Genomic DNA, 26,127 nt, shown 5'->3' on the forward strand with positions numbered 1-26,127 from the left:
AACCACATGATCATCGAAAAGATTCTCGGCAACCTGCACGAACTGCCCGATCCCGAACAATACGCCGGCCTCCACAAGGAGAAAGTCGTGCTGCCCAGCGCTCAACTGGTCAAACGCATCCAGCGCGTCACCACGGACCACGGGAAGGAACTCGGCATCCGCCTCCCGGCCGGCTCCGGAGACCTGCGCGACGGCGACATCCTCGCCGTCGAGGATACGAACCTGATCGTGGTGTCCGTGCTGCCGAGCGATGTCCTGGTCATCGCCGCCCGAAGCATCTACGAAATGGGTGTCGTGGCGCACTCCCTCGGCAACCGGCACCTGCAGGCCCAGTTCTTCGACGCTGCGTCCGAGTACGGGGCCGAAGTCATGGTGTGCCAGTACGACCACACGGTCGAGGATTACCTCAAACACGTCGGTGTGCCTTACGACCGCCAGGAACGCGTAATGCCGGTGCCTTTTCGCCATGCTGAACACACGCACTAGGCCGGTCCCGGCCGCTGTTAACCCGGTCGGCAAGCCTCCGGTGGGTGATAGGGGCCGTGCCCGTCCCCAGCCGCTCCCAACCCTCGCAAGCTCGGGTCGGGGCCCTCGCGGCAGTGGGCCCCCCGCGGTGCCCGCCACGCCGCGGCCCCTATCACCCACCTACGCCGCGCAGGTCACCTTTGGGGGGCAACAGTGAGCACTTATCAGCTGGCGCTTCAGCAGCTGACTGACTCTGCGTTGCCTACTGGGGCGTTTGCTCATTCCTTGGGGTTTGAGACGTACATCGAGCGGGGGTTGGTTCACGATGAAGCCTCATTCGGCACTTGGCTGTCTGCGTTTGTGGGGCAGCAGTTGACTTATTCCGATGGGCTGGCCGTTCGGTTCCTTTATGAAGGGGTGGATTTGGGGGAGTTGGATACTCATTTGAGTGCCCAACTCTTGCCGCGGCAACTACGGGAAGCCAGTACCAAGATGGGCGGGCGGCTGATTGAGATCGGGACCGAAGTCTTTCCTTCGGCCCAGCTCGAGGCGTACCGGACTCTCGTGACCACAGGCCGGGCTGCCGGTCATCAGCCGCTGGCGTTCGCCGTCGTCGCGCGCTCGCTAGGCGTGCCGTTCGAAGAAGCGCTGGCCGGGTACCTTTTCGCGGCGGTCACCTCCCTGACGCAGAACGCCGTGCGTGCCATCCCGCTCGGCCAGAACTCCGGGCAGCGGCTGCTGCTCAGGGCGCACGACGACGTCGCTGCCGCCGTCGAGCATGTCCGGCACCTCAGCTGGGACGACTTCGGAGCCGTCAGCCCCGGGCTGGAAATTTCGCAGATGCGGCACGAATGGCAACGCGCGCGCATGTTCATGAGCTAGAACCATAGGAGGACACATGTCTGAACCCATCAAGATCGGCATCGGCGGCCCGGTAGGAGCCGGCAAAACGCAACTCGTGGAGCGCCTAACCCGCCACATGAGCCGGGAAATCTCCATGGCTGCCATCACCAACGACATCTACACGATCGAAGACGCCAAGATCCTCGCGGCCAACGGCATCCTGCCCGAGGACCGCATCATCGGCGTGGAAACCGGCGGCTGCCCGCACACCGCCATCCGCGAAGACACCTCCATGAACACGGCAGCCATCGAGGAACTCAAGAAACGGCACCCCGACCTGCAGGTCATCTTCGTCGAATCCGGCGGCGACAACCTCTCGGCCACGTTCAGCCCCGAACTCGTGGACTTCTCGATCTACATCATCGACGTCGCCCAGGGAGAGAAAATCCCCCGCAAAGCCGGCCAAGGCATGATCAAGTCGGACCTCTTCATCATCAACAAGACCGACCTCGCCCCGTTCGTCGGCGCAGACCTGTCAGTGATGGAACGGGACTCCAAGGAATTCCGTGGCGACAAGCCCTTCTGCTTCACCAACCTGAAGACCGACGAAGGGCTGGACAAGGTCATCGCATGGATGCGGCACGATGTCCTGATGCTCGACCTGGCGCAATGAGTTCACTCGCGAACGCTCTCATCTCACCGGGGCCTGCGCCCGCGGATAAAGGGGGCCGTGCCCGCTTCGCGGTGCCCGCCACGCCGCGGCCCCCTTCATCCGCGTCCGCTGATCGGCCCGAGATGGGTCGCCTTGCGCTCGTCGTAGGGAAACGTGCTGGTCGTTCCGTGGCCGTGCGGCAGTTTCATCAGGGTGCCTTGCGGGTTTTGAGGCCGCATTACTTGGATCAGAGCGGGCAGGTTTGTTATGTCGTGGTCAATCCGGGCGGGGCGTATTTGGGGGCGGATCTCTATGTCGTGGACGTGGAGGTCGAGGCGGGGGCTTCGTTGCTTTTGACGACTCAGTCGGCCACGAAGATCTATCGAACGCCAGGGTCGTTTGCGGAGCAGCGGATGACCATACGGCTGGGGGAGGGGGCGGAACTGGAGTTGGCTCCCGACCAGCTCATCGCCTACCGGGAGGCCAGCTATCGGCAGAATACGCACATCACTGTGCATCCGACGTCGAGCCTCATCATGGCGGAAGTCATCACTCCCGGCTGGTCGCCGGACGGGGCCTCCTTCCGGTACCGGGAACTGCGGCTCCGGAACGAGATCCAGGTGGAGGGCGACGACGGCGCAGCGCTGCTCGCGCTCGACAACCTCCTGATCCGGCCGCCCCTGGGCGATGTAACCGGAATGGGCTTCATGGAGGGGTACAGCCACTTGGGTTCGCTCATTGTGGTGGATTCTCGGGTTGACCAGGCGCTCGCCGATGAACTGCACCGGCTGACGGCGGAGTACGACGCGTACCCGGGCTTGTCGCTGACCCGCACCCTTGCGGGCACAACGGGCCTGGTTCTGCGGTCCCTCTCGAACAGCACCGAGGAACTGAATCGATTGCTTGGTGCCTGCACCAGCCTTTTGCGCGAACGCTGGTACGGCAGGGCGCCGCTGAACCTAAGGAAATACTGATGACCTCACTCGCGGAGTTCGCCTCGATGTACCGCCGGCGCGAGCATCTCCCGATGAGGTCGCGCCTCGCGTTCATGTTCGGTTCCGTCGTCCTCTTGCACCTTGCCGCCGTCGTACTCCTGCTGGTGGGTGGCGCCGGTGGCGGGCAGCCGCTGGCGCTGGGCCTTGTGCTGACGGCCTATGTGGCCGGCATCAAGCACAGCTACGACTGGGACCACATCGCCGCGATCGACAATTCCACTCGTAAATTCGTGGCACAGCGCAAGGACCCCGTGAGCGTCGGTTTCGCCTTCAGCCTGGGCCACAGCTCCGTGGTGATCCTGGCCGGTGTGATGGTGATCGGTGGCGCCAGCCTGGTGGGCCAACTCATGGAGGACGGCACCACTGGGCACCTAGTGCTGGGGCTGATCGGCAGCGGCGTTTCCGGGCTCTTCCTCCTGGCCATGGGGGTCTTCAACGGGTCTGCGTTCCTCCGCACGATGCAGCTGTATCGCGCCGCCCAGGCCGGTGGCGCGATCGCCGTCGAGGACCTCGAAACCAAAGGGCTTATTGCGCGGCTCCTGGCCAAGCCGCTATCCAAGGTCCAGCGTCCGCGGAACATCTATGTGATCGGCTTCTTGTTCGGACTCGGCTTCGACACCGCCACCACCATCGGGCTCCTGGTGCTCACGACGGCGGCGTCGCTCGCGGGCGTGTCTGTTCTGGCCCTCCTGGCGTTGCCGTTGGCCTTCACCGCGGCGATGACACTCTGCGATTCCGTCAACGGCGTGGCCATGATGCGAATGTACAAATCCGCCATCCACGATCCCCAGCGCAAGCTTGGATTCAACGCCATCATCACTGGCATCTCGGCCTTCTCGGCGTTGTTCATATCGGTCATCACGCTGGGCGGTTTCCTCAACGCGGCTTTTGGCCTGACGGATCCCGTCACGACGTGGCTGGGCGAAATAGACCTCGGCGACGCCGGGTTGGTGCTGATTGCCCTATTCGCCGTCGTATGGGTGGTTGCGGCCCTGCGGTTGCGGGTGGCGCGGCGCCGCTAGGCTGGCTGGAGCCACCCCAGGAGTCGATCCAAAGGCCACGTCGTGATGATCCGGTCGGCGGGAACACCATTGGCTTCTGCCCGCTCCGCTCCGTATTGCAGAAAGTCGAGTTGGCCGGGGGCATGGGCGTCGCTGTCGATGCTGAAGAGGCAGCCGGCATCAAGGGCAATCCGAATCAATTCGTCCGGTGGGTCCTGGCGTTCCGGCCTCGAATTGATCTCGACGGCGACGGAGTGTTCCGCGCACGAGGCGAACACCTCTTCGGCGTCGAACTCCGACGGCGGCCTTGTTCCGCGCGATCCCCTGACTAAACGGCCCGTGCAGTGCCCGAGGACGTTCGTGTGCGGGTTTTCGATGGCGGCGAGCATGCGCCGGGTCATAGGCCGTTTGTCGGATCGGAGCTTCGAGTGGACGCTGGCCACCACGACGTCGAGTTGGCTCAGCAGCTCAGCGGACTGGTCCAGCTCGCCGTCTTCAAGAATGTCTACTTCGATACCGGCCAGCAACCGGAACCCGGGCTCCTGCCCGTATCGCTCGTTGATCCCATCCACAACGCTGAGTTGCTCCATCAAGCGCTCGGGGCTGAGTCCGTTCGCGATGGTGAGGTTGGGGGAGTGATCGGTCAAAGCGAGATATTCCCGTCCGAGAATATTCGCAGCGGTGACCATGACCTCGATCGGTGAGCCCCCGTCGGACCAGTTGCTGTGGCTGTGCAGATCGCCCCGCAGCTCGGCGTTTAGCTCGTGTCCACCCTTGACCAAGGGTTCGGCCCCACGACGGCGGAGGTTCTCAAGGTATTCCGGAACAGCTCCGCCCAGGGCCTGGCTGATCACCTCGAAGGTCCGGCTGCCGATTCCCTTGGTTCGCTTGAGGCGGCCGTCCATGAGCCGGGCAACCAGTTCCTCCTGGCTGAGTCCGGCGACGATGCCTGCAGCCCGGCGGAACGCCTGGACCTTGAAGCTGTCCGCGAGTTCCCGTTCCAGCCAGAAGGCGGTTTCGTTGAGCGCATCCACGGCGTCCATAGCTCAATCATGTACCACGCCGTGCCCAGGCGTATGTGTGCGGCCGTATGGTTTTGTGAGACAGCTTGATGGGAGCCTCAGTTTCAGATGACCACCCGCAGAAAGACATACGACGCCGCGTTCCGGGAGGAATCGGTTCGACTGGTTTTGTCTTCGGACCGGCCGGTGAAGCAGATCGCGCAGGAGATCGGGGTGAAGGAAAGCACGCTGGGAAACTGGGTACACAAGTCCCGGGACAAGCAACCGGACACCCCTGCCCAGCCCGAGGACCGGGGGCCGGTGGCGTGGGATGAACACCAGAAAGCGCTGGCCGAAAACGCCAGGTTGAAGGCCGAGGTCGAGTTCCTGGGAAAAGTCAGCGCCTTCTTTGCCGCGAAGCAAAAGTAGAGGATTTCTACGAGTTCATCGAAGCGGAGAAGGCCAACCATCCCGTGGTGTGGCTATGCCGGAAATTGAACGTCTCCCGGGCCTCCTATTACCGGTGGCGCAAACCTGCCGGCCCTTCACCGCGCACCGTGCGGCACGGGGAGCTGGTCACCGCGGTCACCAAGCTCTACACGAAGGAGTCCGGGCGTGCCGGGCGGGACCAGCTGACCCGGCTCCTGAACGCGGCCGGGACCAAGGTCTCCGCCCCGACCGTGGGGGCCATCATGCGCGAGCACGGCCTGCGGGCCATCCGCACCCAGGCCTGGAAAAAGACCACGCTCCAGGACCCGCAGGCCAAGACCGCCCACATCCAGAACCACATGCTCGATGACCAGGGCAGGCGCGACTTCACCTCCGCGGTGCCCGGGACCCGGCTGGTCGGGGACATCACCTACCTGCGCACCGGCGAGGGCTGGCTCTACCTGGCCACGGTCATCGACCTGTTCTCCGGGATGGTCATCGGCTGGGCCATGGCCGAACACATGCGCGCCAGCCTGTGCACCGCGGCCCTGCGGATGGCCCGGAACCACGGCCACCTCATCGGCGGCCCAGTCGTCTTCCACTCCGACCGGGGCACCCAGTACACCTCGGAGGAATTCCAACGATGGTGCGCCCAGAACGAGGTCACCCAGTCCATGGGCAAGGTGGGGGTGTGCTGGGACAACGCGGTCGCCGAGAACTTCTTCTCACACCTCAAGACCGAGTTCTACCACCACCACCGCTTCGGTTCCAGGCTCACCGCACGGACCGCCGTGATGGACTACATCGAGGGCTGGTACAACCGCCGCCGACCCAACCGACGGGCCGGCGGCATCCCGCCAGCCACCGCCCACGCAAACCACCACACCAGCGTCCAGGAACCCCTGGCCGCCTAACCAAAACAAACAACGAAAATGTCTCAAAAACTTGACGACCGCAGTGAGCGAGGGTTTCCGGTTTGGGGCTTATATGTGAGCGAGCGTTTCCGGTTTTCCGACGCTCGCTCGGATATGTGGGTTCCACGACCGACGCTCGCTCACGTATGTGGGTTCTACGACCGACGCTCGCTCACGTACGTGGGTTCTACGACCGACGCTCGCTCGGATATGTGGGTTCCACGACCGACGCTCGCTCACGTATGTGGGTTCTACGACCGACGCTCGCTCGGATATGTGGGTTCCACGACCGACGCTCGCTCACATCTTGTGAGCGAGCGTTTCCGGTTTGGGGCTCATATGTGGGCGGGGGTTTCGGGTTGGGGGCGTCATGCTGTCGGAATAACTGGGTCGGCCCCCACCGCCCTGCAATAATCGGAACCAGTTGCCTCGCTCGAGTTGCACGCGGGGCGGTATGCACCTTCGGACGAATCACATCGCAGACGAGGCGGACATGACCAACACTCCCATCCAGCAGGACTCCGACACCACGGCGATGCCACCCGCCCCGAACATCGCCATCGACGAGGATCTGCTTCACCGGCTCTCGGACGCTCATGGCGTCGGGACGTCGTTCCACGGCTGGGACGGGTTGCAACACGATGTTTTACCCACCACGCTGATCCAAGTGCTGGACGCACTGGGAGTCGCCGCTCATTCCGACGAGCAGATCGAGGCGGCCCTGGCTGACGCGGAAGTGGCGCCGTGGCGGCGGATGCTGCCGCCCGCCGTCGTCGTCCAAGAGGGAACGAACGCGGCCGTGCACGTCCACGTCCGCGACGGTTTGCCGGCCAGTCTGACGATCTCACTCGAGGACGGAACGGAACTCGCCGCCACCCAGCAGGAGGATTGGGCGCCGCCGCGCGACGTGGATGGAGTGCCCACAGGCCGTGCCACCTTTGAGGTGCCGGCCGGCTTGCCGCTCGGCTGGCATTCGCTCACGGCCGAGTCCGACGGCGTGACGGCCACTGCCGCGCTGGCCGTGGTTCCAGCCAAGTTGCAGACGGCAGCACAGCTGGAGGAACGGCGCGGGTGGGGACTCGCAACGCAGCTGTATTCGGTACGCTCGAAGCGCTCATGGGGTATCGGGGATTTCGCGGACTTGGCCGATTTGGCGGCGTTGGCCGGCGCACGCGGTGCAGACTACGTCCTGGTCAACCCCTTGCATGCCGCAGATCCGGTGCCTCCGGTTCAAGCGTCGCCGTATTCTCCGTCCACCAGGCGATTCTTCAACCCCCTCTATATCCGGGTCGAATCCATTCCCGAATTGGCATATGTGAAGCCGCGGAAGCGCGCCACGGTGGACCGGCTGTTGGATCACGTCCATGCCCTCAACAAGGACGCGGAACGGCTGGACCGGGACCAAATCTTCGCCGCCAAACTCGCTGCCCTGGAACTCCTTCACACAGTCAAGCTTTCTCCGGCCCGGCAACGTGCCTTCGAGGAATTCTGCCGCGAGTCCGGCCCGGGCCTGGACGATTTCGCCCTTTGGTGCGCCATCCGCGAGGACCGGTCGCCGGACGACCCCTTCTGGCAGGACCCCGCGGCCACCCTCGGTTCGCCCAAGGTTGAGTCGATGCGCCAGGCATTGGCCGACCGGATCGGTTTCCACCGTTGGCTTCAGTGGATCTGCGATGAGCAGCTCGAGTCGGCCCAGGTCGCGGCAAGGCGATCCGGCATGCGGCTGGGAGTAGTGCACGATCTCGCGGTCGGCGCGGATTTGAGCAGTGCCGACGCCTGGACCCTGCGCAGCAGCTTCGCGCCGGGTGTCAGCGTGGGCGCACCACCGGACATGTATAACCAGCTCGGCCAGAACTGGAATCAGCCACCGTGGCACCCGGTCCGTTTGGCAGAGGCGGGCTACGCGCCGTTGCGCGCGATGCTCTCCACAGTCCTTCGCCATGCCGGCGGAATCCGCGTGGACCACATCCTGGGGCTGTTCCGCTTGTGGTGGGTGCCCGCCGGGAATTCCGCCCGCGACGGCGCCTACGTCCGGTACGACCACGAGGCCCTCATCGGCATCCTCGCCTTGGAAGCGCACCGCGCGGGCGCGGTGGTCATCGGCGAAGACCTGGGCGTCTTCGAGCCTTGGGTGCGGGACTACCTTGCGGCCCGCGGCATCCTTGGCACGTCGATCCTCTGGTTCGAGTACGACGGCGACTCGCCCCTCCCGCCCGAACGATACCGAGTGCAGGCCCTCGCTAGCGTCAACACCCACGACCTCCCGCCGACTGCCGGGTACCTTGCCGGCGATCACGTGGAACTCCGGAGCCAACTGGGCTTGCTCGAACGAAGCGTGGCCGAGGAACGGGCCGAGCACGAGGCCAGCTTGGACAAGATGATGGGGTTGCTCCGGGAACGGGGCCTCCTGCCGGTCAACGGAAAAGCGCTTGGCGAGGAGCAAGTCATTGAGGCGCTCCATCGCTTGCTGGCCCTTGCTCCGTCGGTCCTGCTCGGTGTTGCCCTAGTGGATGCCGTGGGGGAGCGGAGGGTGCAGAACCAGCCCGGAACGACGTCGGAGGTCTACCCCAACTGGCAAGTACCACTAGCCGACGAACGAGGACGGGCGGTCCTCATTGATGACCTCGACGCGAACCCGCGGTTCAACTCCCTGCTGGCGGCAGTTGACGAGGCCGTACGGGGTTAGGCGCCGCATCGAGACGTGAGATCTCACCTCTTTGGGGTCGCGAAAGGGGCGAGATCTCACGCCTCGATCAACGGCTCAGGGAGCTACGACCAAAGCGGTGGGGGAACCCGCGTTCAGCTGGTCGAGGACTTCGCCCGGGATGCCGGTGGAAGGGTCCAATGCGAACGTGGTGACTTGGTTGGAACGCTCGTGCGCGACGTGGAGCCAGCCGTCGCGGACCAGGTGGTGGCGGGGCCAGTCTCCTTCGCTGGGCACGTCAGCGACGGGTCGGAGCCGGGTTCCGCTGCCTTCGACGGCCAGTACCGAGATCCGGTTGGAGCCGCGGATGCCCGTGTAGACGAAGCGATTGTCCGGGGACAGCGCGATTTCGGCGGCTGCGTCGCCGTCGGCGGCCCCACCTGCAGTCGCGGGACCGCGACGGTGGAGCACAAAGCGGCCGTCGGCGCCGGGCAGGAGCACCACCACTTCGATCGAATATTCGGTCACCACGAATACGGCGCCGGCGGAGGGGTGCTGGACCAGGTGCCGCGGACCGCTGCCCATCGGGAGTGCGACTTGGTGGTCAGGAAGCAGGCCGGTGTCGGGGAAATAGTTCCACACCCGTACAAGGTCGAAGCCGAGGTCGGTGGTCATGATCCGGCCGTCCTCGAGCATGAGGCTTGCGTGGGCGCGGCTCACCCGGGCGCCGCCGGTGGCGATGTCGATCGCGCCGTCGACGCCGGCGTGCGGATCCTTCGCCGGCGGCGCCACAAAGCGCGATGTGATGCCGCCGTCGTCGTCGAGCCCGTAGAGCAGCACGTTGCCGTCGCCCCAACAGTTGACCACGATGAAACGGGCGGAGGGGTCGACGGCGACGTGGCAGGCCGCAGCTCCAGCAGGCCAAGCCTCGCCCAGGGGTTCAAGGCCGAACAGCCCGGCCCGTCGGTATGCCCGGACCGTCTGGGCGGCCTCGGCTACCGCGTAGACCACCGGCAGCGTGGGGTGCACGGCAAGGAACGACGGCGAGGGCGCTTCGACGGCCGTGCCCAGCCAACTGAGGCTGCCATCTTCACGCGCGGAAACTGCCCCAATGCCCGTTCCGTTCCCGTCGCTGTCCGTGGTGTAAGCGCCTGTCCAGATGAGCGTTCCGTCGATGTTCTCTGCCATGCCGTCCTTAGTGTTGGTGATGGAGTGCGGCCTCAGTGGCCCTGTACATCCGAGTCGACGCCGGCGTCGGCACCCGCGTCCAAAGTGGCTATCGCGGACAGATCGTCGTGGTCCAAAGCGAAGTCGAAGACGTCCAGGTTTTCCTTCATGCGCAGCGGATTTGCGGACTTCGGGATAGCAACGAGCCCCTCCTGGACGTGCCAGCGCAGCACAATCTGACCCGGAGTCTTTCCGTGTTTCTTCCCGATCGCGGCCAACACCGGGGCATTCAGGAGATCGCGGCCGGCCCCCAACGGACTATACGATTCCGTGGCGATGCCATGGCTTCCGTTGAAGGCACGCTCATCGATCCGAGTGATTGACGGCGAGATCTGGATTTGGTTGACGGCCGGCACCACCGAGGTTTCCTCCAGAAGCCGTTCAAGGTGCGATGGCTTGAAGTTGGACACGCCGATTGAGCGCACCTTCCCCTCAGCTTGGAGTCGCTCGAAAGTCTCCCAAGTGGACACGAATTCATTCCGTTGGGGGAGCGGCCAATGGATCAACAAGAGGTCCACGTAGTCCAGCCCGAGTCGTTTGAGGGAGCCCTCGAGCCCGTCGACGGCGCGATCGCGGCCTTGGTGCGTGCCGTCCAGTTTGGTGGTGATGAACAGTTCCTCGCGCGGGATCCCGCAGTCCCGCACGCCTTGCCCGACGCCGGCCTCGTTACCGTAGCGGTAGGCCGTGTCGACGTGCCGGTAGCCGAGCCCGACGGCGGACACTACCGCCGCGGCGACCTGGGCGTCGTCGAGCGGCCAGGTTCCGAGGCCGATCTGCGGAATGGCATTACCGTCATTGAGCCTGACGGTCGGAGCAAGTGCCATGGTCCTGTCCTTTCGGTTGCTAGATCGGCCTCCGTGCCCATTGGACCAGTTGATCGCTGAGTTTCATGAAGTCCTGATCCACGTGCTTGATGCCCGGATGTTCATCATGCCACCGGACGATCTCCCGTGCGCCTGCCGCGAACGGAATTTCTGCCCGATACCAAGGCACCAGAGTCTTGATTTTGGTGTTGTCGAAGACCACGGAGTGGGATCTGTCCCCGAGAAGCCCGGGACCAAGCTCCGGAGAGTGCGCGGCAATGGTTTCCGAGGCGACGTGCACCAGTTCGGGTTCCGGGGCCCCTGCGGCCGTCGCGAAGAGCCGGTAGACCTGGTCCCACGGGAGCGCTTCGTCCGAGGTGATGGTGTAGCTTTCACCAACGGCCTGCGGCCGGCCGAGGAGGCCGACGAAGGCCACCGCAAAGTCATCCGTATGGGTGAGCGTCCACAGCGAGGTACCGTCGCCGTGGACTACCACAGGCAGGCCTTCCCGCATCCGATGGATGTCCGTCCAACCGCCCAGAAGGGCGATCCGCGTGCGGTCATAGGTGTGCGAAGGCCGGACGATGGTCACGGGGAATCCCTGGTCGCGATAGGCCCTGACGAGAAGGTCTTCGCACGCGATCTTGTCCTGCGAGTACTTCCAGAAGGGGTTCCTTAGCGGGGTCGACTCGAGGATGGGCAAATGTGCGGGCGGCTTCTGGTAGGCCGAAGCCGAGCTGATGAACACGTACTGACCGGTCCGGCCGCGGAACAACTCCACGGCGGCAGAAACGTGCTCCGGCGTGAAAGAGATGAAGTCCGCGACGGCGTCGAACTCGCGGCCGTTCAGCACCTCCGCCACCTCGGCGGGGTTGCGGATATCTGCCTGGAGCAGTTCCGTGCCCGGAGGGACCGGCCTTTCTGAGCTCAGTCCGCGGTTGAGCATGGTGAGCCGGTGGCCCAGCGCGACGGCGCGCTCCGCCGCCGCCGCGCTGATGGTCCCGGTTCCGCCGATGAACAGCAGGTGCAACGGTGCCGACGTCACCACGCGTAGTCCTCCGGCGCGGTCCGGTGGCCCGGGAAGATGTCGTCGAGCCGCTTGAGGGCATCGGCGTCGAGGGTGACGTCCAAAGCCCTGATGGCAGCGTCCAACTGCTCCTGCGTGCGCGGACCCACGATCGGTGCGGTCACGGCCGGCTGGTGCAGCAACCAGGCCAGGCCGACGTCGCCGGGCTCGTAGCCAAGGTCGTCGGCGAGGTCCTCGTACTGGCGGATCTGGTCCTCGTGCTTCTTCAGGGTCTCGGCCGCGCGGCCCTCAAGGCGACGGACGCCGTCGCGCTCCTTCTTGAGCACCCCGCCCAGAAGCCCGCCGTGAAGCGGCGACCACGGGATGAGCCCGAGGCCGTACTGCTGGGCCGCCGGGATGACTTCCAATTCGACGTTGCGGGTGAGCAGGTTGTAGATGGACTGCTCGCTCACGAGGCCGTTGTAGCTGCGCCGCGCCGCCGCCTCCTGGGCCTGGGCGATGTGCCAGCCGGCGAAGTTGCTGCTTCCGGAATACAGGATCTTGCCCTGCTGGACCGCTACCTCGATGGCCTGCCAGATCTCGTCCCACGGCGTGTTCCGGTCCACGTGGTGGAACTGGTACACGTCGATGTAGTCGGTCTGCAGGCGCTTGAGGCTGGCGTCCAAGGCGCGCCGGATGTTGAGGGCGGAGAGCTTGGACTCGTTGGGACGGTCCGTCATGGTCCCGTAGAGCTTGGTGGCCAGGACGACGCGCTCGCGGCGCTCGCCGCCCTTCGCGAACCAGCGGCCCAGGATCTCCTCGGTCCATCCACGGTGCTGTGTGCCGCCGTAGACGTTGGCGGTATCGAAAAAGTTGATGCCGGCGTCCAGCGCGGAATCCATGATGGAATGCGCTGCGGATTCCTCCGTCTGCGGGCCGAAGTTCATGGTTCCGAGGCACAAGCGGGAGACGCTGAGGCCTGAGCGGCCCAGGTGGGTGTACTGCATGGTTTCGGTTTCCTTACGCTGTGGTGGTTTCTACATCTGGCTGAAGGACGCGACGGCGGGGTCGGCGCCGAGGCGGGCACCGGCGTCGAGCGCGCTGATGGCTGCCAGTTCGTCCTGGGTGAGCTGCAACGACGCCGCCGCGAGGTTCTGGCGAATCCGCTCCGGATGGACGGACTTAGGGATGACGATGTTGCCGGTTCCGAGGTGCCAGGCCAGCACGATCTGCGCCGGGGTGGCATCGTGCGTTTCGGCAAGTTCGGTGACCGTTGGCGACCCCAGGTCCGCGCCCTGCCCCAGCGGGCTGTAGGCCTCGACGGCGATCCCGTGCGAGCGGCTCTTCGCCGCCAGTTCCCGCTGTTGGAAGGTCGGGTGCAGTTCGATCTGGTTGACGGCGGGAACGACGTCGGCGAACTCCAGGAGCGTGTCGAGGTGTTCGGGCAAGAAATTGGAGACACCGATCGCCCGGGCGCCGCCGTCGGCGTGGATCTTTTCCAGGGCCTTCCACGCATCCACGAACAGGCCCTGGGACGGCACGGGCCAGTGGATCAGGTAGAGATCGATGACGTCGAGGCCGAGTTCGCGCCGGCTGTGGTTGAATGCCGCCGCGGCCCGGCCCTGTTCGCCGTTGCGGAGTTTGGTGGTGATGAAGAGTTCCTCCCGGGCGATGCCGGAAGCCTTGATTGCGGCGCCGACGCCGGACTCGTTCCGGTACGCCGCGGCGGTGTCGATGTGCCGGTACCCGGCTTCAAGTGCGTCCTCGACGGCCTTCTGGGTCTCGGCAGGCGGGACCTGGAAGACGCCGAAGCCGAGCTGGGGGATGGTGACCGAGTTGTTCAGGACGAGCCCGGGAACGGTTGAATTCTGAGCGTTGGACATGTCCGGCCCTTTCGTCGCTGGTGGGTGGATTGCCTGACTGGCTTTTTCGAGCCTATGCACTTTCGGCACAACAAGCAGTAGTTTTGACGCCCCCTGTTTTTCCTAGGACTCGCAGTCCTACCTTGGCCGTAGAAACAAGCCCCCAGGAAAGGAAGAATGGGGACATGGGTCAAAGCGCCGAGTTCGGAAAATTCCTCAAAGCCATGCGTGCCCGGATGTCGCCGGAGGATGCAGGTTTGCCGGAGGCATCGGGCGCGCGCCGGGTTCCGGGGCTGCGCAGGGAAGAGATTGCACGCTTGGCCGATGTCAGCACGGACTACTACACCCGCCTCGAACAGGGCCGCCATATCCATCCTTCACGGGCAGTCCTTGAATCGGTGTCGAGGGCGCTTCGCCTGGACTCAAGCGAGCACACCCACATGATGGACCTGCTTGAGCACTGCGCGTCGAGCGCCAAGGCGCCGACTCCGGCGCCACGGGTGCGGCCGGCCTTGCGTCAACTTCTGGACGCTGTTGGCGACGTTCCGGCCCTCCTGCTTGGCCGGCGCAGCGACGTGCTGGGCGCCAACCGGATGGCGGTCCTGCTGTTCGCCGACTTCCCGGCCATGCCTCCCGCCGAGCGAAACCTCACGCGCTGGCTGATCCTGGACCCCCAGGCACGCGAACTGTTCCGGGACTGGAAGACGGTTGCCGCGGAAGCCGCCGGCTCCCTGCGTGCGGATACCGGGCGGCACCCCGACGATCCCCAAGCCAACCAGCTCGTGGGCGAACTCGCTGTGAACAGCGAACATTTCCGCCAGTGGTGGGCAGGGCATCGCGTGGCGGCACGTTCAGCCGGCACGGTCCGACTGCACCACCCCACCGTGGGGGACGTGGAACTGAACTTCGAGAATCTTGCCCTGCCGGAGGACCCGGACCAGGTCTTGAGGGTCTACTCCGCGAAGGCGGGTTCGCCGTCGGACGATGCCCTGAAGTTGCTCGGCAGCTTTGGTGCGGGAACGGCGTTTGGTGCGGGAACGGCGTTTGGTGCGGGAACGGCGACGACGAGCCCGGAGTTGTCCGAGCGTCATGCAATGGACGAGAGCTGAACCAGTTTCAGCCAAAAGTGCCCCACGTCACTGTGCTGCTGCATAGTGAATCGGCATGAGTTTGTCTATGTGCCCATTGGGCGGCTTTTGAATCGCGTTTACGCTGAATCCAGACCTTTTCGCATATCAAGGATGGAATTCAACGATGAAACGCATCGCGCTGCTGAGGGAACGGGCATCCACCGCCGGGTCCGCGGGATCCACAGGCTCGCACTGCCCGGCATCCGGTCAGTGGAGCCCTGAAGGCGAACCCCACGTGGTGCACACGTTCTTCGAAGGCCACGTCTTCCCGACCCACAACGGGGCGGCAACGGTCTGGCACCGCCAGTACCTGGCCGCAGAGTCCCGATGAGTCCCGAAACATTGGGCGCCTGGGGCCCACGCCACTTCACGACGTCGGCGCAACGGCCCGCTGGAGCGGCACTTCGTCTGCCGCCGTCGAAATGGTCGGAACTCAGCCGCGGCGAAACCGTCTGGATCCACGAGGACAAATGGGGCTTCGACGCCGGCCTTGTGGACGAAGTTTCCTCCGACCACGAATTCCTGTGGATCGATTTTGCCGGCCGTGGCCGGCGACTCCTCTGTGGCGGTGACCCCGTCCAAGTCTGGACCCGCGGGTGAGTCCAGCCTCGCAACTGATGGCCGCCAGCCTTTCCACAGAAAGGCTGGCGGCCATCGTCGTTTTGGGGTTTGGGGGCTTCTTAACGCTCCAGGCGGAATCCGAGCTTGATGGTTACCTGCCAGTCGGCAACGGCGCCCTCGCTAAGGTGGCCGCGGATTTCCTTGACCTCGAACCAGTCGAGGTTCCGGAGGGTCTGGCTAGCAGCCGCAATCCCGTTCTTGATGGCGGCGTCGACGCCCTCGGACGAGGTTCCAACAATTTCGGAAACGCTATATGTGTGGTCAGCCATTCTTGCTCCTCATGATCGTCCTTGATGCCTGAACTGCGGGCCTGGCAGGCCGTGAAAGCAGACTAGCCGACCCAGGGCCGGCGGACTAGGGGTCTGGTCCCCGCCGACGCTCGCTCACCTATGAGGCCTTTCGGGCCAACGCTCGCTCACCTATGAGGCAAAGTGGCGGAACGCCACTGCAGATGATGTGAGGGAGGGTTTGGGAATTGGCCCGGATATGTGAGCGAGCGTCCGTGAAGTGGCCCATATGTGAGCGAGGGTTTGGGAATTGGCCCGGATATGTGAGCGGGCGTCCGTGGGAGGGGGCCGGGGGCTAGGCCTCTAGGACGTACGTCCTGAGATCGTCGAGCGTCTGCTGCATGTGTGCGTCCATGGCCTCGCGGGCACGGGGGGAGTCGCCGGCTTCGAGGGCTTTCAGGATGGCCCGGTGATGTCCGATCGCGTGCCTCTGGATATCGGGGATTTTCGAGGTCTGGGTGCGTCGGGCTTCCAGGACGCGGTGCAGGGGTTCGAAAAGCACGGCCACGAAGACGTTGCCGGAGGCATGCAGGATGACATCGTGGAAGCCCAGGTCCGCCTCGACGAATGCGCTCACATCATTGGAATCGTGGGCCTTCTGCATCGCGGACACATGAACCTGCAGCTGGTCGATTTCCTCGGGGGAGATCCGTGAAGCGGCGAGTTCGCAGGCGCCGGTCTCGAGCATGCGGCGCAGCTCAATGAGCTGGACGGACGCTGCTGCGTCGTTCTTTCCCTCGGAAGCCGCACGCAACACAGCTTCCAGGGATGCCCAGCGGTTCAGAGGGTTGACGAACGTTCCCCGGCCGCGCTCCACGCTGAGGATTCGCTGGGCCTCGAGGGTCTTCATGGCCTCGCGGACGGTCATGCGGCTGACTTCGTGCTTTGCGCTCAATTCGAGTTCGCCGGGAACCACCGTGCCCGGCGGAAATTCGCCCGCGACGATGCGGTCCAGCAGCTCGTCAGCGACCACGCCGACCAGCGACTTGCGTGCCATGGTGCTCCGTTCTTAGATGTCTGACATCTTACGCTGGCGGTTGCCGGCTTTCGTTCCAAAACGCGCCGAGCGCGAGGGCGCAAGCACGTGGTTGCTCCCAATGGACGCTATGCCCGGCGTCGGGGATTGCCGCGAGCCTCCGCAGCGGGCTCTCTGCCACGAAGGCTTGCGCCTGCTCCGGCGAACGTAGTCGGTCCCCGACGCCGGCAATCACCAGCGTCGGTGCCGTCACCTTTTCGGGGACGCCCGCAGCCACCCCGGCCATCGCCGCGAGGCCGCTGGGGCCGAGGACCTCGAAAGGCAGTTCAAATCCTCGGCTCAACAAGCGATGGTCCTCCGGGGACAACGCCCCGAACCAGGCCTTCATGCACTTGGCGCGCGTCGCGTCGTCAATGAAGCCTTGCCGTAGTTGGGATTCGAGCATCGATCTGAAGACTTCGTTCGGCGGAGCCGGGACCATGCCGATCAAGGCCACGCTCGCCACTAGCTCCGGATTCGCGGCCGCTAACGTCAGCGCCACACTGCCGCCCATTGAGTGGCCCACAATGTGGACCGGCGATGCGTTCCGGACAGCAACGGCAGCGACGGAATCGGCCGCTGATTCCAGGGTCCACTGGAAACCCGGAGGCAATACGTCCCCGCGGTGATACCCGGGCAAATCGACGATCCAGACGGTCCGCCCGGCGTCGAGCAGTTCGGTGGCGAGTGGCTCCCAATAGGCGGATGTCGAGGCCCAGCCGTGCAGCAAGAAGACGGGAGGCTGGGACGGTTGTTCCGGGTCCGTGCTAACGGCAGCCGCTGGAAGGCGCATGTCCATATGTAGTGCTGCCGCGGCGGGAGGCTCTTGAAGCATGCGCCAAGCATAGTGACGACTGACACTTGCACAGCCGAAAGGGGGTGTGTCACACTAGCATTCAAATATTAGATGTCTGACATCTTACATTTACTTTCGAAACCACGATGGAGTGCATAGTGACCCTTGAAGCCGATGTTCTGGCTGCCTTCCCGGCTGAAGTCCAGATCCCCGCTCAGCTGGTTGCCGACGCAGTAGCGACGTCTTCCGCAGCCTCGCCCCGCGTCCTGGTAGTCCTCGACGACGACCCAACGGGCACCCAATCAGTGGCCAACCTGCCGGTACTCACCCGCTGGGAGGTTGTCGATTTCGAATGGGCGTTCGCTCACATTGCGGAAAGCCGGTCCCAGCCCGCGGTCTACGTGCTGACCAACACGCGCAGCCTGGACCCGGTTGAGGCCGCTGCCCGCAACGAGGAAATCGTGCGCAACGCCCTTGCCGCAGCGGGCGACGATGTGCGCTTGGGGTTCGTCAGCCGCTCCGACTCCACCCTCCGCGGCCACTACCCGCTGGAACCGGACGTCATTGCAGCCACCGTCGCTGACGTGACCGGCGAAGCGACAGACGGCGTCGTGATGGTCCCGGCGTTTCCCGACGCCGGTCGCGTCACCATCGGCGGCGTGCACTACATGCGCGGTACCGGGCACGACGCCGGCAAGCTCACCCCGGTTGCCGAGACCGAGTTCGCCAAGGATGCGAGCTTCGGCTTCGCCAATTCCGAGCTGGCCAAATATGTGGAGGAAAAGTCGCAGGGCCGTTTCCCGGCCGGCGATGTGATCGTCCTCGACCTGAACATCATCCGCGCCGGCGCCTCGGCTCAGGACCCTTCAATTTCTGCCAAGGCCATCGCCGACGCCATCGAACCTGCCACGAACTCCACGCCCATCGTCGTGGACATCGTCACCGAGAACGATTTCCGCGCGCTGGCCCTTGGACTGGAAGAAGCCGAACGCCGCGGCAAGAAGCTGCTCTACCGCGTGGGCCCGCCCTTCGTCCGTGGCCGCATCGGCCAGGAAATCCACGAGGCACTTAGCGGCGAGGAGGCCTACGAAGGCAACACTCCCTCGACAGCCGGTGGCTTGATCGTCGTTGGCTCGCACGTCGGCCTCACCACGCGCCAGCTCAACGTCCTGACCGCCCAGCACAGCGCCGCCCGCATCATCGAGATCGACGTCGAGAAGCTTCTCGCCAGCGGCGCGGAGGCCTACCTCGACGAAATGGTCGCGGCCGTCGTCGACGCCCTCCACACGGGCGACGTCATCGTCCACACGAGCCGCCTGCTCATCAAGACCGACGACGCCGCGGCGAGCCTGAAGATTGCCCGCACCGTCTCTGCCGCCGTCGTCGCGATCGTGAACCGGACGCTCAAGACCTTCCCGCCGCGCTTCGTCATCGCGAAGGGTGGCATCACGTCATCGGACGTGGCCGCGCACGGCCTGGAAATCCGCCACGCGATTGTCCGCGGCCCGATGCTGCCCGGCATCGTCTCGCTGTGGGAGCCGGTGGACGGACCCGCGAAGGGCATCCCGTACATCGTTTTCGCCGGCAACGTGGGTGACGACGAGTCCCTCGCTCAAGTCACGCGCAAGCTCAGCAACAACTTTTAGCCAACCGCATTCAATGGAGAACACCATGACCAGCAACTACACCGTCGCCGTCCTCGGCCTGGGCGCCATGGGCCTGCCGATGGCCACCCGCCTGGCAACCCAGCTCACCGTCCACGGCTTCGACATCGCCGAACCGCGGCTGAAGCTCGCTGCCGACGCCGGGATCCGCACCTTCCCTTCGGCGCGTGAAGCTTCCGAAGGCGCCGACGCCCTGCTCCTTGCCGTGCGCAACGGCGAACAGCTCGACGACGTCCTCTTCGGCGAGAACGGTGTTGCCTCGGTACTCAAGCCGGGCGCCGTCGTGATCCTGGGCAGCACCGTCGGTACCGAAGCCATTCCGGCCACCGTGGCGCGCCTGGCCGAGTACGGCGTCGAACTCGTTGACGCACCCCTTTCAGGCGGCCCCAAGCGTGCCGGCGAAGGCGATCTTCTGATCGTGGTGGGTGCGACGCCGGCTGCCCAGGAAAAGGCCCGACCCGCCCTGGAACTGCTGGCCTCCACGCTAAGCATCGTGGGCGACAAGCCCGGCGACGGCCAGGCACTCAAGACTGTCAACCAGCTGCTGTGCGGCGTGCACATCGCCGCTGCCGCCGAGGCCATGGCACTCGCGGACGCCCTCGGACTGGATCAGGCGAAGACCCTTGCGGCCCTGGAGGCAGGCGCCGCCGGCTCGTTCATGCTGTCCAACCGCGGCCCCCGCATCCTCGAGGCCTACACCGAAGACGGGGCCGAGGTCCTCAGCCGTTTGGACATCTTCGTCAAGGACATGGGCATCGTCGGCAAGGCCACGCGCGCTGCCGGCCTGGCCGCACCGGTTGCCGCCGCTGCCGAACAGCTCTACCTCCTCGGCCAGGCCCAGGGCCTCGCCGCCGCCGACGACTCCGCCGTCATCAAGGTCGTCGCGCCCACCAGGCGTACCAACTAACCCCTCGCACAACGTGCGACGACGGCGGTCCCCCCTCCGCCGTCGTCGCCTCTCTTGCCGGCCTCGAGTCGAGGCCGGCTCTGTCAAAGGAGACACCCCCGATGAATCCCCTCATCAATACCTTGGCGGTCCGGGCAGCTGATGCCCCTGCCATCAAGCCGGCCGTGGACCTTGGGACCCCGCTGCTGCTGACCATCGCCGTTGCCGGCGTCGCACTCCTGCTGCTGATGATCATCCGCTTCAAGATCCAGGCCTTCGTGGCATTGCTGGCCGTGAGCATCCTGGTTGCCGTCGCCGCGCAGATCCCCTTGGCGGACGTCTTCACCGTTGTGGCCAACGGTGTGGGCGGAACCATGGGCAAAGTCGCACTGCTGATTGCCCTCGGCGCCGTGCTGGGCCGGATGATCGAAGTGTCCGGTGGCGTACAGTCGCTGGCCAACCACTTCACCGCGAAGCTCGGTGCCAAGCGAGTCGCCGTGGCACTAACCGCCGTCGGCTTCCTCGTTGCCATCCCGGTGTTCTTCGAAGTGGGCATCATCGTCCTTGTGCCGATTGTTTACGCGTTCGCGAAGATCGCCAAGCTGCACCCCATCAAGTTCGGCCTTCCCATGGCCGGCATCATGCTCTCCATCCACGTCGCGGTTCCTCCCCACCCGGGCATTGTTGCCGGGGCAGGCGTCATGGGTGCCGACATCGGACTCATCGCGATGATTTCACTGATTATCTGCGTACCGCTGGGTTTCCTGTCCTACTGGGTCGCCAGCATCATGAACCGCAAGGACTACGAACTGCTTCCGGGTGTCCGTGACCAGATTGAAGAATTCGGCTCCGATTCCCTCGTGCGGGTGGGCCACGACGGTCCCGGTGCCAGCGCAGTCGCCCCGCCGCGTCCGGGCCTGATCATGTTCCTCATCGCCGCCCCGATCGTCCAGATCCTGCTCGGCACAGCCGGTACCCTCCTGATCAACAAGAAGGACTACTGGTACGGCGTCGCATCTTTCGTGGGCAACCCGTTCTTCGCCTTGCTGGTGGCCGTTGCGCTCGCTTTCTTCCTGCTGGCAGTCCGCCGCCAGTGGTCGCTCAAGGAAACCGGCGAGATCTTCGAAGGCGCGTTGCCTCCCATCGCATCGATCCTGATGGTTGTAGCTGCCGGCGGCGTGTTCGGCGGTGTCCTGCAGGTCTCCGGCATCGGCGCGGCCCTGTCCCAGACGCTGGATTCCCTGGGCGTGCCGATCATCCTGCTCGGATTCATCATCTCCCTCGCATTGCGTGCCGCACAGGGTTCGGCCACGGTTGCGATCGTCACCACCACTGGCCTCCTCTCGGCTGCCGTCGCCCACGGCGGCTACACCCCGGCGCAGATCGCGGTGATCGTGATCGCGATCGGCTTCGGCGGACTGGGTCTGTCCCACGTGACCGACGCCGGCTTCTGGGTGGTGGTGCGCTACTACGGCCTCACGGTGTCCGACGGGCTCAAGACCTGGACCGTGCTCACGACCATCCTGGGCATCGCCGGCTTCCTGCTCAGCTATGTCGCCTGGATCCTGGTCGGAGGCCTGGCCCACTGATGCGTGTCCGCCTTGACGATCTTGTAGGGTCCGCACTGGAGCGAGGGGCAGCGCGCCCGGCCTTCACCTGCTACGACTTCACCACTGCGCTGGCCGTGGTGGCAGCAGCTGAGGAGTCAGGCCGCGGGGTCATCCTGCTGGTCGCGCCGAAAACGGCCGGCACTCAGAGCGGACTGCGGCTGATCACGGCGCTCCGCACTCTGGCCGACCACGCCAGTGTTCCGGTTTCGGTACAGCTGGACCACGCCTCGGACCTGGATGTCATCCGTGATTCGGTAGCTGCCGGTGCCGACGCCGTCCTGGCCGACGGCTCGTCCCTCGCGTTCGAGGAGAACATCGCCCTGGTCCGCGAAGTCCGTGCTGCGCTGGACGCCCAAGGCGCCTCCGACGTCGTCATTGAAGCAGAACTCGGCGGACTTGCCGGCGACGAAGACAAGGCTTTCGGTGCTGATGTTCACGCTCATCCGGCGGGCGTCCATCCCGCAGGCCTGACCGATCCCGGCCAAGTGCAGGAATTCGTCTCCCGCACAGGCGCCCAGCTCCTGGCCGTGGCGGTCGGAAACGCGCACGGCCGCTACGCCGGCGAGCCCAAGCTGCACTGGGACGTGCTGGAAGACATCGCCTCGCGCACGGAGCTTCCGCTCGTGCTCCACGGCGCGTCGGGCATCCCCGCTGCGGACCTGGTCAAGGCGACGTCCATGCGCGTGGGCAAGGTGAACTTCAACACCGAGCTCCGCACCGGCATCCTCGCCACGCTCGAAGCCGAGACCACCATGCACCGGGCCGACGGCGAGAACCTCCAGGGCCTGCTGGGTCGCTGGAGTTCCTCCGCCTCGACGTTCGCCGGGGCAACGCTGGACATGCTCAGCAATTAGGGGCGGCTGGCGAACCCACACAACGCAGGGAGGCTACGATCAGCACATGATCGTAGCCTCCCTGATTTTCGCCCTCCTTGCCGGCTTGTTGCACGTCTACATCTTCAGCATGGAGTCCATCACCTGGACCCGCCCGGCCACGTGGAAGCGCTTCAGCGTCGCTTCCCAGTCCGACGCCGAAACCACCAAGCCCCTCGCGTACAACCAGGGTTTCTACAACCTCTTCCTTGCCATCGGGGCGCTCGCCGGGATCGTCTTCGTCGCGATTGGTCATCCGCAGGTGGGCTGGACCCTCGTCTTCAGTTCGTGCGGCTCCATGCTGCTGGCGGCAATCGTGCTTGCCTTGAGCGGCAAAAAGTACCTCCGCCCCGCGGTTCTTCAGGGCACGACGCCGCTACTCGCCGTCGTGCTCGGCATCCTGGCCGTGGCGCTCGGCTAAACCGGAACCCTCGCTCACTTATGTGCCGTCCAGGCCCGTCGCTCGCTCACTTATGCGGGCTTTTGGCGTGACGCTAGCTCACCCGAGGGCTTACCCGTCAACACCCTGAACCCCAGTTCCGCATCGAATCCGTGGATTTCCCGCGTATCCAGTGCCGACATGAAGGCCAGGATTTCCTCTGTGATCACCTGCCCGGGGACCAAGACGGGGAATCCGGGCGGGTAGGGGGTGACGAACGAGGCAGACACCATTTCCTCTCCCGCGGCCACCCTTCGCGCAATTTCGGCCGCACTGAAGTATTCGCAGGATCCGGCTTTGTAGCTCTCGAAGTAGGCTGCACGCATGTTGCCGTCGGGAGTTTCAGGGTCTTTGCGGAATCGTTCGGCGAAGCGGCTGAAATCCGGCAGGGGTGGCGGCGTGCTGGTCAGTGCCGCGATGCGCGCGCGGCGGGTCCGCTGGCCCAGGCCGCTCAGGCCGGATTGCTCGTCTTCGAAGGTCTCGGCCAGCTTGACCAGGACCTCGACGAGGTAGGCAACGGCACTTCGCGAGGTGCCGATGTTGGTCATGAAGAGAACGCTGTTCCTTGACGTCTTGTTGACCTGGATCCCGTACTTGTCCATCAGGTAGTCGTGCTTGAAGGTATCGCCGTCCACGCCGGTGAGGCCGATGTGCAGGGTCAAACGGCTCGGATCAACAACGAATTCGTCCTGCTCCCAAGCTTCCGACATGGCCGCGAGCCCGTCGCGGAGCGGCATTTGCCGGCTCGTTTCGCGGTACTGCGCAGGGATGAGGTCCCTGGTGCCGAGGACGCGGAAGTACTTCTTCAACAAGGGATGCCTCGCCACGGCCTGGGCGATGCTGACGGCCAGATCTGCCTGCCGTTGCACGAGCTCGTAGCCTTCGAACTCCACCTGCCTCCGTCCCATGTCCAAGGAAGCCAGGATCTGGTAGTTGGGCGACGTGGAGGTGTGCGTCATGTACGCCTCTCGGAAGCTCTCCTCGTTCAACTGACCGAAGTCCTGGTCATGGATGTGGATCATGGACCCCTGTCGGAGCGACGTCAGGGTCTTGTGCGTCGACTGCGTTGAGTAGACCCTCAGGCGGGCCTTCGCCGGATCGGGCAGAAGCCGCGTCTTCAAGAGCAGCTCAACGCTGACGTGCCCGACGCCGGAACCCGGGCCGCCGTCGTCGGGCTCGCCGCCCGCTTGGCCGTCCGCCGCCCCGCCCGCCGCAGCAAGGTCCCGCAATTGCGCGGCGTGGCGCCTGGCGTAAGCCGGATCTGCAAACTTTGCCTCGAGCGACCGGGCCGAAGCCATGGCCGTGCGACGGCGGTAGATGTGGTGGAATCCCGCGAACGCGAACCAGGCCTCGTCCCACAGGAACACCAGGTCAGGTTTGATGGCGAGGCACTCCTCCATCACTCGTTCGACGTCGTACACAATTCCGTCGAAGGTGCAGTTCGTGAGTGCAAGCATCTTGACCTCGTGGAGCCTGCCCGCCCGGCGGTAATCCAGCAACATCCGTTTGATGCTTTCCAAGGGAACGGCGCCATAGAAGGAGAAATCGTTCAAAGGGTAGGCGTCCAAATATGAAACCTGCGCGCCGGCCAGCATGAGGGCGTAGTGGTGCGATTTGTGGCAGTTCCGGTCCACCAGGACCACGTCGCCCGGAGCCAGGATCGATTGGTGCACGATCTTGTTGGCCGTCGACGTTCCGTTGGTGACAAAGAGCGTCTTCTGGGCACCAAATGCCCGGGCCGCCAGCTTCTGGGCCTGTTTGAGGGAGCCATGCGGATCCAAGAGCGAATCGAGCCCGCCGGACGTAGCCGAGGTTTCTGCCAGAAGCAGGTTGAGCCCGTAGAACTCGCCCAGATCGTTGATCCACTTGGAATGGATGACCGATCCGCCTCTGGACACCGGCAGGGCATGGAAAACACCGGCGGGTCTGCGGCTGTATTGCTGGACCGCGTGGAAGAACGGCGCTTCATATCGTTCCGCGATGCCGGCCAGCAAGGACAAATGGAGCTCCAGCCCGTCCTGGCGGCGGAATATCCGGCGGAATTGACGGGTCAAGGAACCGGCGAGTTCTTCGATCCCCACCCCCGCTACCAGATAGAGATCGAGTTCGGGGCGGAGTTGCGCCAGTTTCTCCGCCAAGCTCAGGATGCGGTCCAACGGTCGCTGGGGGAGCGATTTCCCCAAGAACCGGTCCAGGAAGCTGCGCACGTCCCGGCTCATGCGCTGCCTGCTCTTGGGGACGAATCCCGGCCGCAGCACACACGCCTGGATGTCCGGGTTGAGCAGGACGGCCACGATGGCGTCCTCGAAGCTCGGCACGAACACGAGCTCGTAGTTGAAGGCGTCGGCGGGGCGGCGCTGGCTGAGCAGTTCCGTTTGAAGTGCTTCACGGTCGGCGCTGGAGACGTCATCGATCACGAGGACCTCGAAACGTTTGCGCGATTCGGTGGGTTCATCAACCCGGTCGGCTTCGCGTTCGGGATCCTGTGCGGGTTCCTGGGCGTGCTGGTTGTGGCCGGCAACGCGTCGCGCGACCGGTTCGATGAGGCTTAGCGCCTCGGGGTATTCTCCAGCCTCCAGGATTCTCCGCAATTCCATGACATATTGCTGCCCCGGCGACGCCCAATACATTTCGAGGGATTCCAGCAGCGGCAACAGCCTTCGAACCTCCTGCGGCAGGGCGCCCGCGAGGGGCCGGGCGGCGGCAGAGAGCTGTTTGACGGCGTAGCCAAGGAACTCCCACGCGTCAGCGCGCACCCGCCAGGCGCTGCTCGGGACCTCGCCGCCGGACCCGGATTCGTCGTCGGCGTTTGGTCTTGCCGCCAAACCGAGGCCAAGCGATGCGCCGCCGGCAAGGGCATCCGGAGCGAGGGGAATTGGGGCTGACTGCACTGTCGCGAAATCGGCGCGTGCCACGATGACTCCTTTGTCATGGATTGATAGCACTCTCTACTAAACGCCGCGAG

Annotated in this window: 25 protein-coding genes and 1 pseudogene; 16 read left to right on the forward strand and 10 right to left on the reverse strand. The window is 64.8% G+C overall.

The window, feature by feature from the left end; translation table 11 throughout:
• Positions 1 to 6 precede the first annotated feature (6 nt).
• The 5 genes from ureE to ACSKT0_RS00735 all read left to right on the forward strand — a co-directional run bounded on the left by ureE (position 7) and on the right by ACSKT0_RS00735 (position 3,977).
• A complete protein-coding gene (ureE, locus tag ACSKT0_RS00715; protein ID WP_437772063.1) occupies positions 7 to 486 on the forward strand; it encodes an urease accessory protein UreE in 480 nt (159 codons plus the stop codon).
• A gap of 192 nt (positions 487 to 678) precedes the next feature.
• Positions 679 to 1,347, forward strand: a complete 669-nt coding sequence (locus tag ACSKT0_RS00720; RefSeq protein WP_437772064.1) for an urease accessory protein UreF — start codon at positions 679 to 681, stop codon at positions 1,345 to 1,347.
• 16 nt (positions 1,348 to 1,363) lie between these two features.
• Complete coding sequence (ureG, locus tag ACSKT0_RS00725) at positions 1,364 to 1,981, forward strand: urease accessory protein UreG (RefSeq protein WP_078106937.1); 618 nt, start codon at positions 1,364 to 1,366, stop codon at positions 1,979 to 1,981.
• A 122-nt stretch (positions 1,982 to 2,103) separates the two neighbouring features.
• The gene (locus ACSKT0_RS00730) at positions 2,104 to 2,934 is read left to right on the forward strand and encodes an urease accessory protein UreD (protein ID WP_437773938.1); all 831 of its coding nucleotides are present in this window, start codon (positions 2,104 to 2,106) and stop codon (positions 2,932 to 2,934) included.
• Positions 2,934 to 3,977, forward strand: a complete 1,044-nt coding sequence (locus ACSKT0_RS00735) for a HoxN/HupN/NixA family nickel/cobalt transporter (protein ID WP_437772065.1) — start codon at positions 2,934 to 2,936, stop codon at positions 3,975 to 3,977. Before ACSKT0_RS00730 ends, ACSKT0_RS00735 begins: the two co-directional genes overlap by 1 nt.
• On the opposite strand, the gene ACSKT0_RS00740 is transcribed toward ACSKT0_RS00735, so the two are convergent.
• A complete protein-coding gene (locus ACSKT0_RS00740) occupies positions 3,974 to 4,999 on the reverse strand; it encodes a PHP domain-containing protein (RefSeq protein ID WP_437772066.1) in 1,026 nt (341 codons plus the stop codon). The two genes, ACSKT0_RS00735 and ACSKT0_RS00740, sit on opposite strands and share 4 nt — an antisense overlap.
• Positions 5,000 to 5,086: 87 nt before the next feature.
• On the opposite strand from ACSKT0_RS00740, the gene ACSKT0_RS00745 reads away from it, so the two are divergent.
• Both ACSKT0_RS00745 and malQ read left to right on the forward strand, forming a co-directional pair.
• A protein-coding gene (locus ACSKT0_RS00745; RefSeq protein WP_437771182.1) for an IS3 family transposase occupies positions 5,087 to 6,300 on the forward strand; the annotation gives its coding sequence in 2 pieces (ribosomal slippage) (positions 5,087 to 5,348 and positions 5,348 to 6,300; 1,215 coding nt in all).
• 493 nt (positions 6,301 to 6,793) lie between these two features.
• Positions 6,794 to 8,986: a 4-alpha-glucanotransferase gene (gene malQ, locus ACSKT0_RS00750; protein ID WP_437772067.1), complete on the forward strand. Its 2,193-nt coding sequence runs from the start codon at positions 6,794 to 6,796 to the stop codon at positions 8,984 to 8,986.
• A gap of 75 nt (positions 8,987 to 9,061) precedes the next feature.
• On the opposite strand, the gene ACSKT0_RS00755 is transcribed toward malQ, so the two are convergent.
• From ACSKT0_RS00755 to ACSKT0_RS00765, 3 genes are read right to left on the reverse strand one after another with little or no spacing between them, the layout of a single operon-like run.
• Positions 9,062 to 10,132, reverse strand: coding sequence for a lactonase family protein (locus tag ACSKT0_RS00755; RefSeq protein WP_437772068.1), 1,071 nt, complete (start codon positions 10,130 to 10,132; stop codon positions 9,062 to 9,064).
• A gap of 32 nt (positions 10,133 to 10,164) precedes the next feature.
• Positions 10,165 to 10,995 (reverse strand): aldo/keto reductase, encoded by an 831-nt coding sequence (locus tag ACSKT0_RS00760; protein WP_437772069.1) that lies wholly within the window; start codon positions 10,993 to 10,995, stop codon positions 10,165 to 10,167.
• Between the two features lie 19 nt (positions 10,996 to 11,014).
• The gene (locus ACSKT0_RS00765; RefSeq protein WP_437773939.1) at positions 11,015 to 11,938 is read right to left on the reverse strand and encodes an NAD-dependent epimerase/dehydratase family protein; all 924 of its coding nucleotides are present in this window, start codon (positions 11,936 to 11,938) and stop codon (positions 11,015 to 11,017) included.
• Here ACSKT0_RS00765 and ACSKT0_RS00770 point away from each other — a divergent pair.
• Positions 11,844 to 12,077: pseudogene (locus tag ACSKT0_RS00770) on the forward strand (hypothetical protein); the annotation flags it as partial. The gene ACSKT0_RS00765 and the pseudogene ACSKT0_RS00770 sit on opposite strands and share 95 nt — an antisense overlap.
• Here ACSKT0_RS00770 and ACSKT0_RS00775 read toward each other — a convergent pair.
• Both ACSKT0_RS00775 and ACSKT0_RS00780 read right to left on the reverse strand, forming a co-directional pair.
• On the reverse strand, positions 12,016 to 12,987 hold the full coding sequence (locus ACSKT0_RS00775; RefSeq protein ID WP_437772070.1) for an aldo/keto reductase: 972 nt from the start codon (positions 12,985 to 12,987) through the stop codon (positions 12,016 to 12,018). The pseudogene ACSKT0_RS00770 and the gene ACSKT0_RS00775 overlap by 62 nt on opposite strands.
• A gap of 30 nt (positions 12,988 to 13,017) precedes the next feature.
• Positions 13,018 to 13,863 carry an aldo/keto reductase gene (locus ACSKT0_RS00780; RefSeq protein ID WP_437772071.1) on the reverse strand — a complete coding sequence of 282 codons (846 nt, stop codon included), beginning with the start codon at positions 13,861 to 13,863 and terminating at the stop codon, positions 13,018 to 13,020.
• 164 nt (positions 13,864 to 14,027) lie between these two features.
• Here ACSKT0_RS00780 and ACSKT0_RS00785 point away from each other — a divergent pair, with 164 nt between their 5' ends.
• From ACSKT0_RS00785 to ACSKT0_RS00795, 3 genes are all read left to right on the forward strand, one after another.
• Positions 14,028 to 14,951 carry a helix-turn-helix transcriptional regulator gene (locus tag ACSKT0_RS00785; RefSeq protein WP_437772072.1) on the forward strand — a complete coding sequence of 308 codons (924 nt, stop codon included), beginning with the start codon at positions 14,028 to 14,030 and terminating at the stop codon, positions 14,949 to 14,951.
• A gap of 145 nt (positions 14,952 to 15,096) precedes the next feature.
• Positions 15,097 to 15,303, forward strand: a complete 207-nt coding sequence (locus ACSKT0_RS00790) for a hypothetical protein (protein ID WP_437772073.1) — start codon at positions 15,097 to 15,099, stop codon at positions 15,301 to 15,303.
• Positions 15,300 to 15,572, forward strand: coding sequence for a hypothetical protein (locus ACSKT0_RS00795; RefSeq protein ID WP_437772074.1), 273 nt, complete (start codon positions 15,300 to 15,302; stop codon positions 15,570 to 15,572). Before ACSKT0_RS00790 ends, ACSKT0_RS00795 begins: the two co-directional genes overlap by 4 nt.
• Positions 15,573 to 15,652: 80 nt before the next feature.
• On the opposite strand, the gene ACSKT0_RS00800 is transcribed toward ACSKT0_RS00795, so the two are convergent.
• The 3 genes from ACSKT0_RS00800 to ACSKT0_RS00810 form a co-directional block, all read right to left on the reverse strand.
• The gene (locus ACSKT0_RS00800; RefSeq protein WP_184740694.1) at positions 15,653 to 15,862 is read right to left on the reverse strand and encodes a dodecin; all 210 of its coding nucleotides are present in this window, start codon (positions 15,860 to 15,862) and stop codon (positions 15,653 to 15,655) included.
• A 313-nt stretch (positions 15,863 to 16,175) separates the two neighbouring features.
• The gene (locus ACSKT0_RS00805; RefSeq protein WP_437772075.1) at positions 16,176 to 16,877 is read right to left on the reverse strand and encodes a FadR/GntR family transcriptional regulator; all 702 of its coding nucleotides are present in this window, start codon (positions 16,875 to 16,877) and stop codon (positions 16,176 to 16,178) included.
• Positions 16,878 to 16,905: 28 nt separating this feature from the next.
• Complete coding sequence (locus ACSKT0_RS00810; RefSeq protein WP_437772076.1) at positions 16,906 to 17,730, reverse strand: alpha/beta fold hydrolase; 825 nt, start codon at positions 17,728 to 17,730, stop codon at positions 16,906 to 16,908.
• Positions 17,731 to 17,849: 119 nt separating this feature from the next.
• On the opposite strand from ACSKT0_RS00810, the gene ACSKT0_RS00815 reads away from it, so the two are divergent.
• From ACSKT0_RS00815 to ACSKT0_RS00835, 5 genes are all read left to right on the forward strand, one after another.
• Positions 17,850 to 19,337, forward strand: a complete 1,488-nt coding sequence (locus ACSKT0_RS00815) for a four-carbon acid sugar kinase family protein (protein WP_437772077.1) — start codon at positions 17,850 to 17,852, stop codon at positions 19,335 to 19,337.
• Between the two features lie 25 nt (positions 19,338 to 19,362).
• Positions 19,363 to 20,262 carry an NAD(P)-dependent oxidoreductase gene (locus ACSKT0_RS00820; protein WP_437772078.1) on the forward strand — a complete coding sequence of 300 codons (900 nt, stop codon included), beginning with the start codon at positions 19,363 to 19,365 and terminating at the stop codon, positions 20,260 to 20,262.
• Positions 20,263 to 20,363: 101 nt separating this feature from the next.
• Positions 20,364 to 21,830, forward strand: a complete 1,467-nt coding sequence (locus tag ACSKT0_RS00825; protein ID WP_437772079.1) for a GntP family transporter — start codon at positions 20,364 to 20,366, stop codon at positions 21,828 to 21,830.
• Positions 21,830 to 22,705, forward strand: coding sequence for a class II fructose-bisphosphate aldolase (locus ACSKT0_RS00830; RefSeq protein ID WP_437772080.1), 876 nt, complete (start codon positions 21,830 to 21,832; stop codon positions 22,703 to 22,705). The genes ACSKT0_RS00825 and ACSKT0_RS00830 overlap by 1 nt, the downstream gene beginning before the upstream one ends.
• Before the next feature lie 46 nt (positions 22,706 to 22,751).
• Positions 22,752 to 23,144 carry a DUF1304 domain-containing protein gene (locus ACSKT0_RS00835; protein WP_437772081.1) on the forward strand — a complete coding sequence of 131 codons (393 nt, stop codon included), beginning with the start codon at positions 22,752 to 22,754 and terminating at the stop codon, positions 23,142 to 23,144.
• A gap of 50 nt (positions 23,145 to 23,194) precedes the next feature.
• On the opposite strand, the gene ACSKT0_RS00840 is transcribed toward ACSKT0_RS00835, so the two are convergent.
• Positions 23,195 to 26,077 carry an aminotransferase class I/II-fold pyridoxal phosphate-dependent enzyme gene (locus ACSKT0_RS00840; protein ID WP_437772082.1) on the reverse strand — a complete coding sequence of 961 codons (2,883 nt, stop codon included), beginning with the start codon at positions 26,075 to 26,077 and terminating at the stop codon, positions 23,195 to 23,197.
• Positions 26,078 to 26,127: the final 50 nt, after the last annotated feature.

Origin of the sequence: Arthrobacter sp. KNU40, assembly GCF_051515115.1 — a bacterium.
Taxonomy (GTDB): Bacteria; Actinomycetota; Actinomycetes; order Actinomycetales; family Micrococcaceae; genus Arthrobacter.

Excerpts from the sequence above, each read along its gene's own strand:
- ureE (WP_437772063.1), top strand. The coding sequence starts at position 7 with ATGATCATCGAAAAGATTCTCGGCAACCTGCACGAACTGCCCGATCCC.
- ureG (WP_078106937.1), top strand. The coding sequence starts at position 1,364 with ATGTCTGAACCCATCAAGATCGGCATCGGCGGCCCGGTAGGAGCCGGC.
- ACSKT0_RS00730 (WP_437773938.1), top strand. The coding sequence starts at position 2,104 with ATGGGTCGCCTTGCGCTCGTCGTAGGGAAACGTGCTGGTCGTTCCGTG.
- ACSKT0_RS00735 (WP_437772065.1), top strand. The coding sequence starts at position 2,934 with ATGACCTCACTCGCGGAGTTCGCCTCGATGTACCGCCGGCGCGAGCAT.
- ACSKT0_RS00740 (WP_437772066.1), bottom strand. The coding sequence starts at position 4,999 with ATGGACGCCGTGGATGCGCTCAACGAAACCGCCTTCTGGCTGGAACGG.
- malQ (WP_437772067.1), top strand. The coding sequence starts at position 6,794 with ATGACCAACACTCCCATCCAGCAGGACTCCGACACCACGGCGATGCCA.
- ACSKT0_RS00755 (WP_437772068.1), bottom strand. The coding sequence starts at position 10,132 with ATGGCAGAGAACATCGACGGAACGCTCATCTGGACAGGCGCTTACACC.
- ACSKT0_RS00760 (WP_437772069.1), bottom strand. The coding sequence starts at position 10,995 with ATGGCACTTGCTCCGACCGTCAGGCTCAATGACGGTAATGCCATTCCG.
- ACSKT0_RS00775 (WP_437772070.1), bottom strand. The coding sequence starts at position 12,987 with ATGCAGTACACCCACCTGGGCCGCTCAGGCCTCAGCGTCTCCCGCTTG.
- ACSKT0_RS00780 (WP_437772071.1), bottom strand. The coding sequence starts at position 13,863 with ATGTCCAACGCTCAGAATTCAACCGTTCCCGGGCTCGTCCTGAACAAC.
- ACSKT0_RS00785 (WP_437772072.1), top strand. The coding sequence starts at position 14,028 with ATGGGTCAAAGCGCCGAGTTCGGAAAATTCCTCAAAGCCATGCGTGCC.
- ACSKT0_RS00790 (WP_437772073.1), top strand. The coding sequence starts at position 15,097 with ATGAAACGCATCGCGCTGCTGAGGGAACGGGCATCCACCGCCGGGTCC.
- ACSKT0_RS00795 (WP_437772074.1), top strand. The coding sequence starts at position 15,300 with ATGAGTCCCGAAACATTGGGCGCCTGGGGCCCACGCCACTTCACGACG.
- ACSKT0_RS00800 (WP_184740694.1), bottom strand. The coding sequence starts at position 15,862 with ATGGCTGACCACACATATAGCGTTTCCGAAATTGTTGGAACCTCGTCC.
- ACSKT0_RS00805 (WP_437772075.1), bottom strand. The coding sequence starts at position 16,877 with ATGGCACGCAAGTCGCTGGTCGGCGTGGTCGCTGACGAGCTGCTGGAC.
- ACSKT0_RS00810 (WP_437772076.1), bottom strand. The coding sequence starts at position 17,730 with ATGCTTCAAGAGCCTCCCGCCGCGGCAGCACTACATATGGACATGCGC.
- ACSKT0_RS00820 (WP_437772078.1), top strand. The coding sequence starts at position 19,363 with ATGACCAGCAACTACACCGTCGCCGTCCTCGGCCTGGGCGCCATGGGC.
- ACSKT0_RS00825 (WP_437772079.1), top strand. The coding sequence starts at position 20,364 with ATGAATCCCCTCATCAATACCTTGGCGGTCCGGGCAGCTGATGCCCCT.
- ACSKT0_RS00830 (WP_437772080.1), top strand. The coding sequence starts at position 21,830 with ATGCGTGTCCGCCTTGACGATCTTGTAGGGTCCGCACTGGAGCGAGGG.
- ACSKT0_RS00835 (WP_437772081.1), top strand. The coding sequence starts at position 22,752 with ATGATCGTAGCCTCCCTGATTTTCGCCCTCCTTGCCGGCTTGTTGCAC.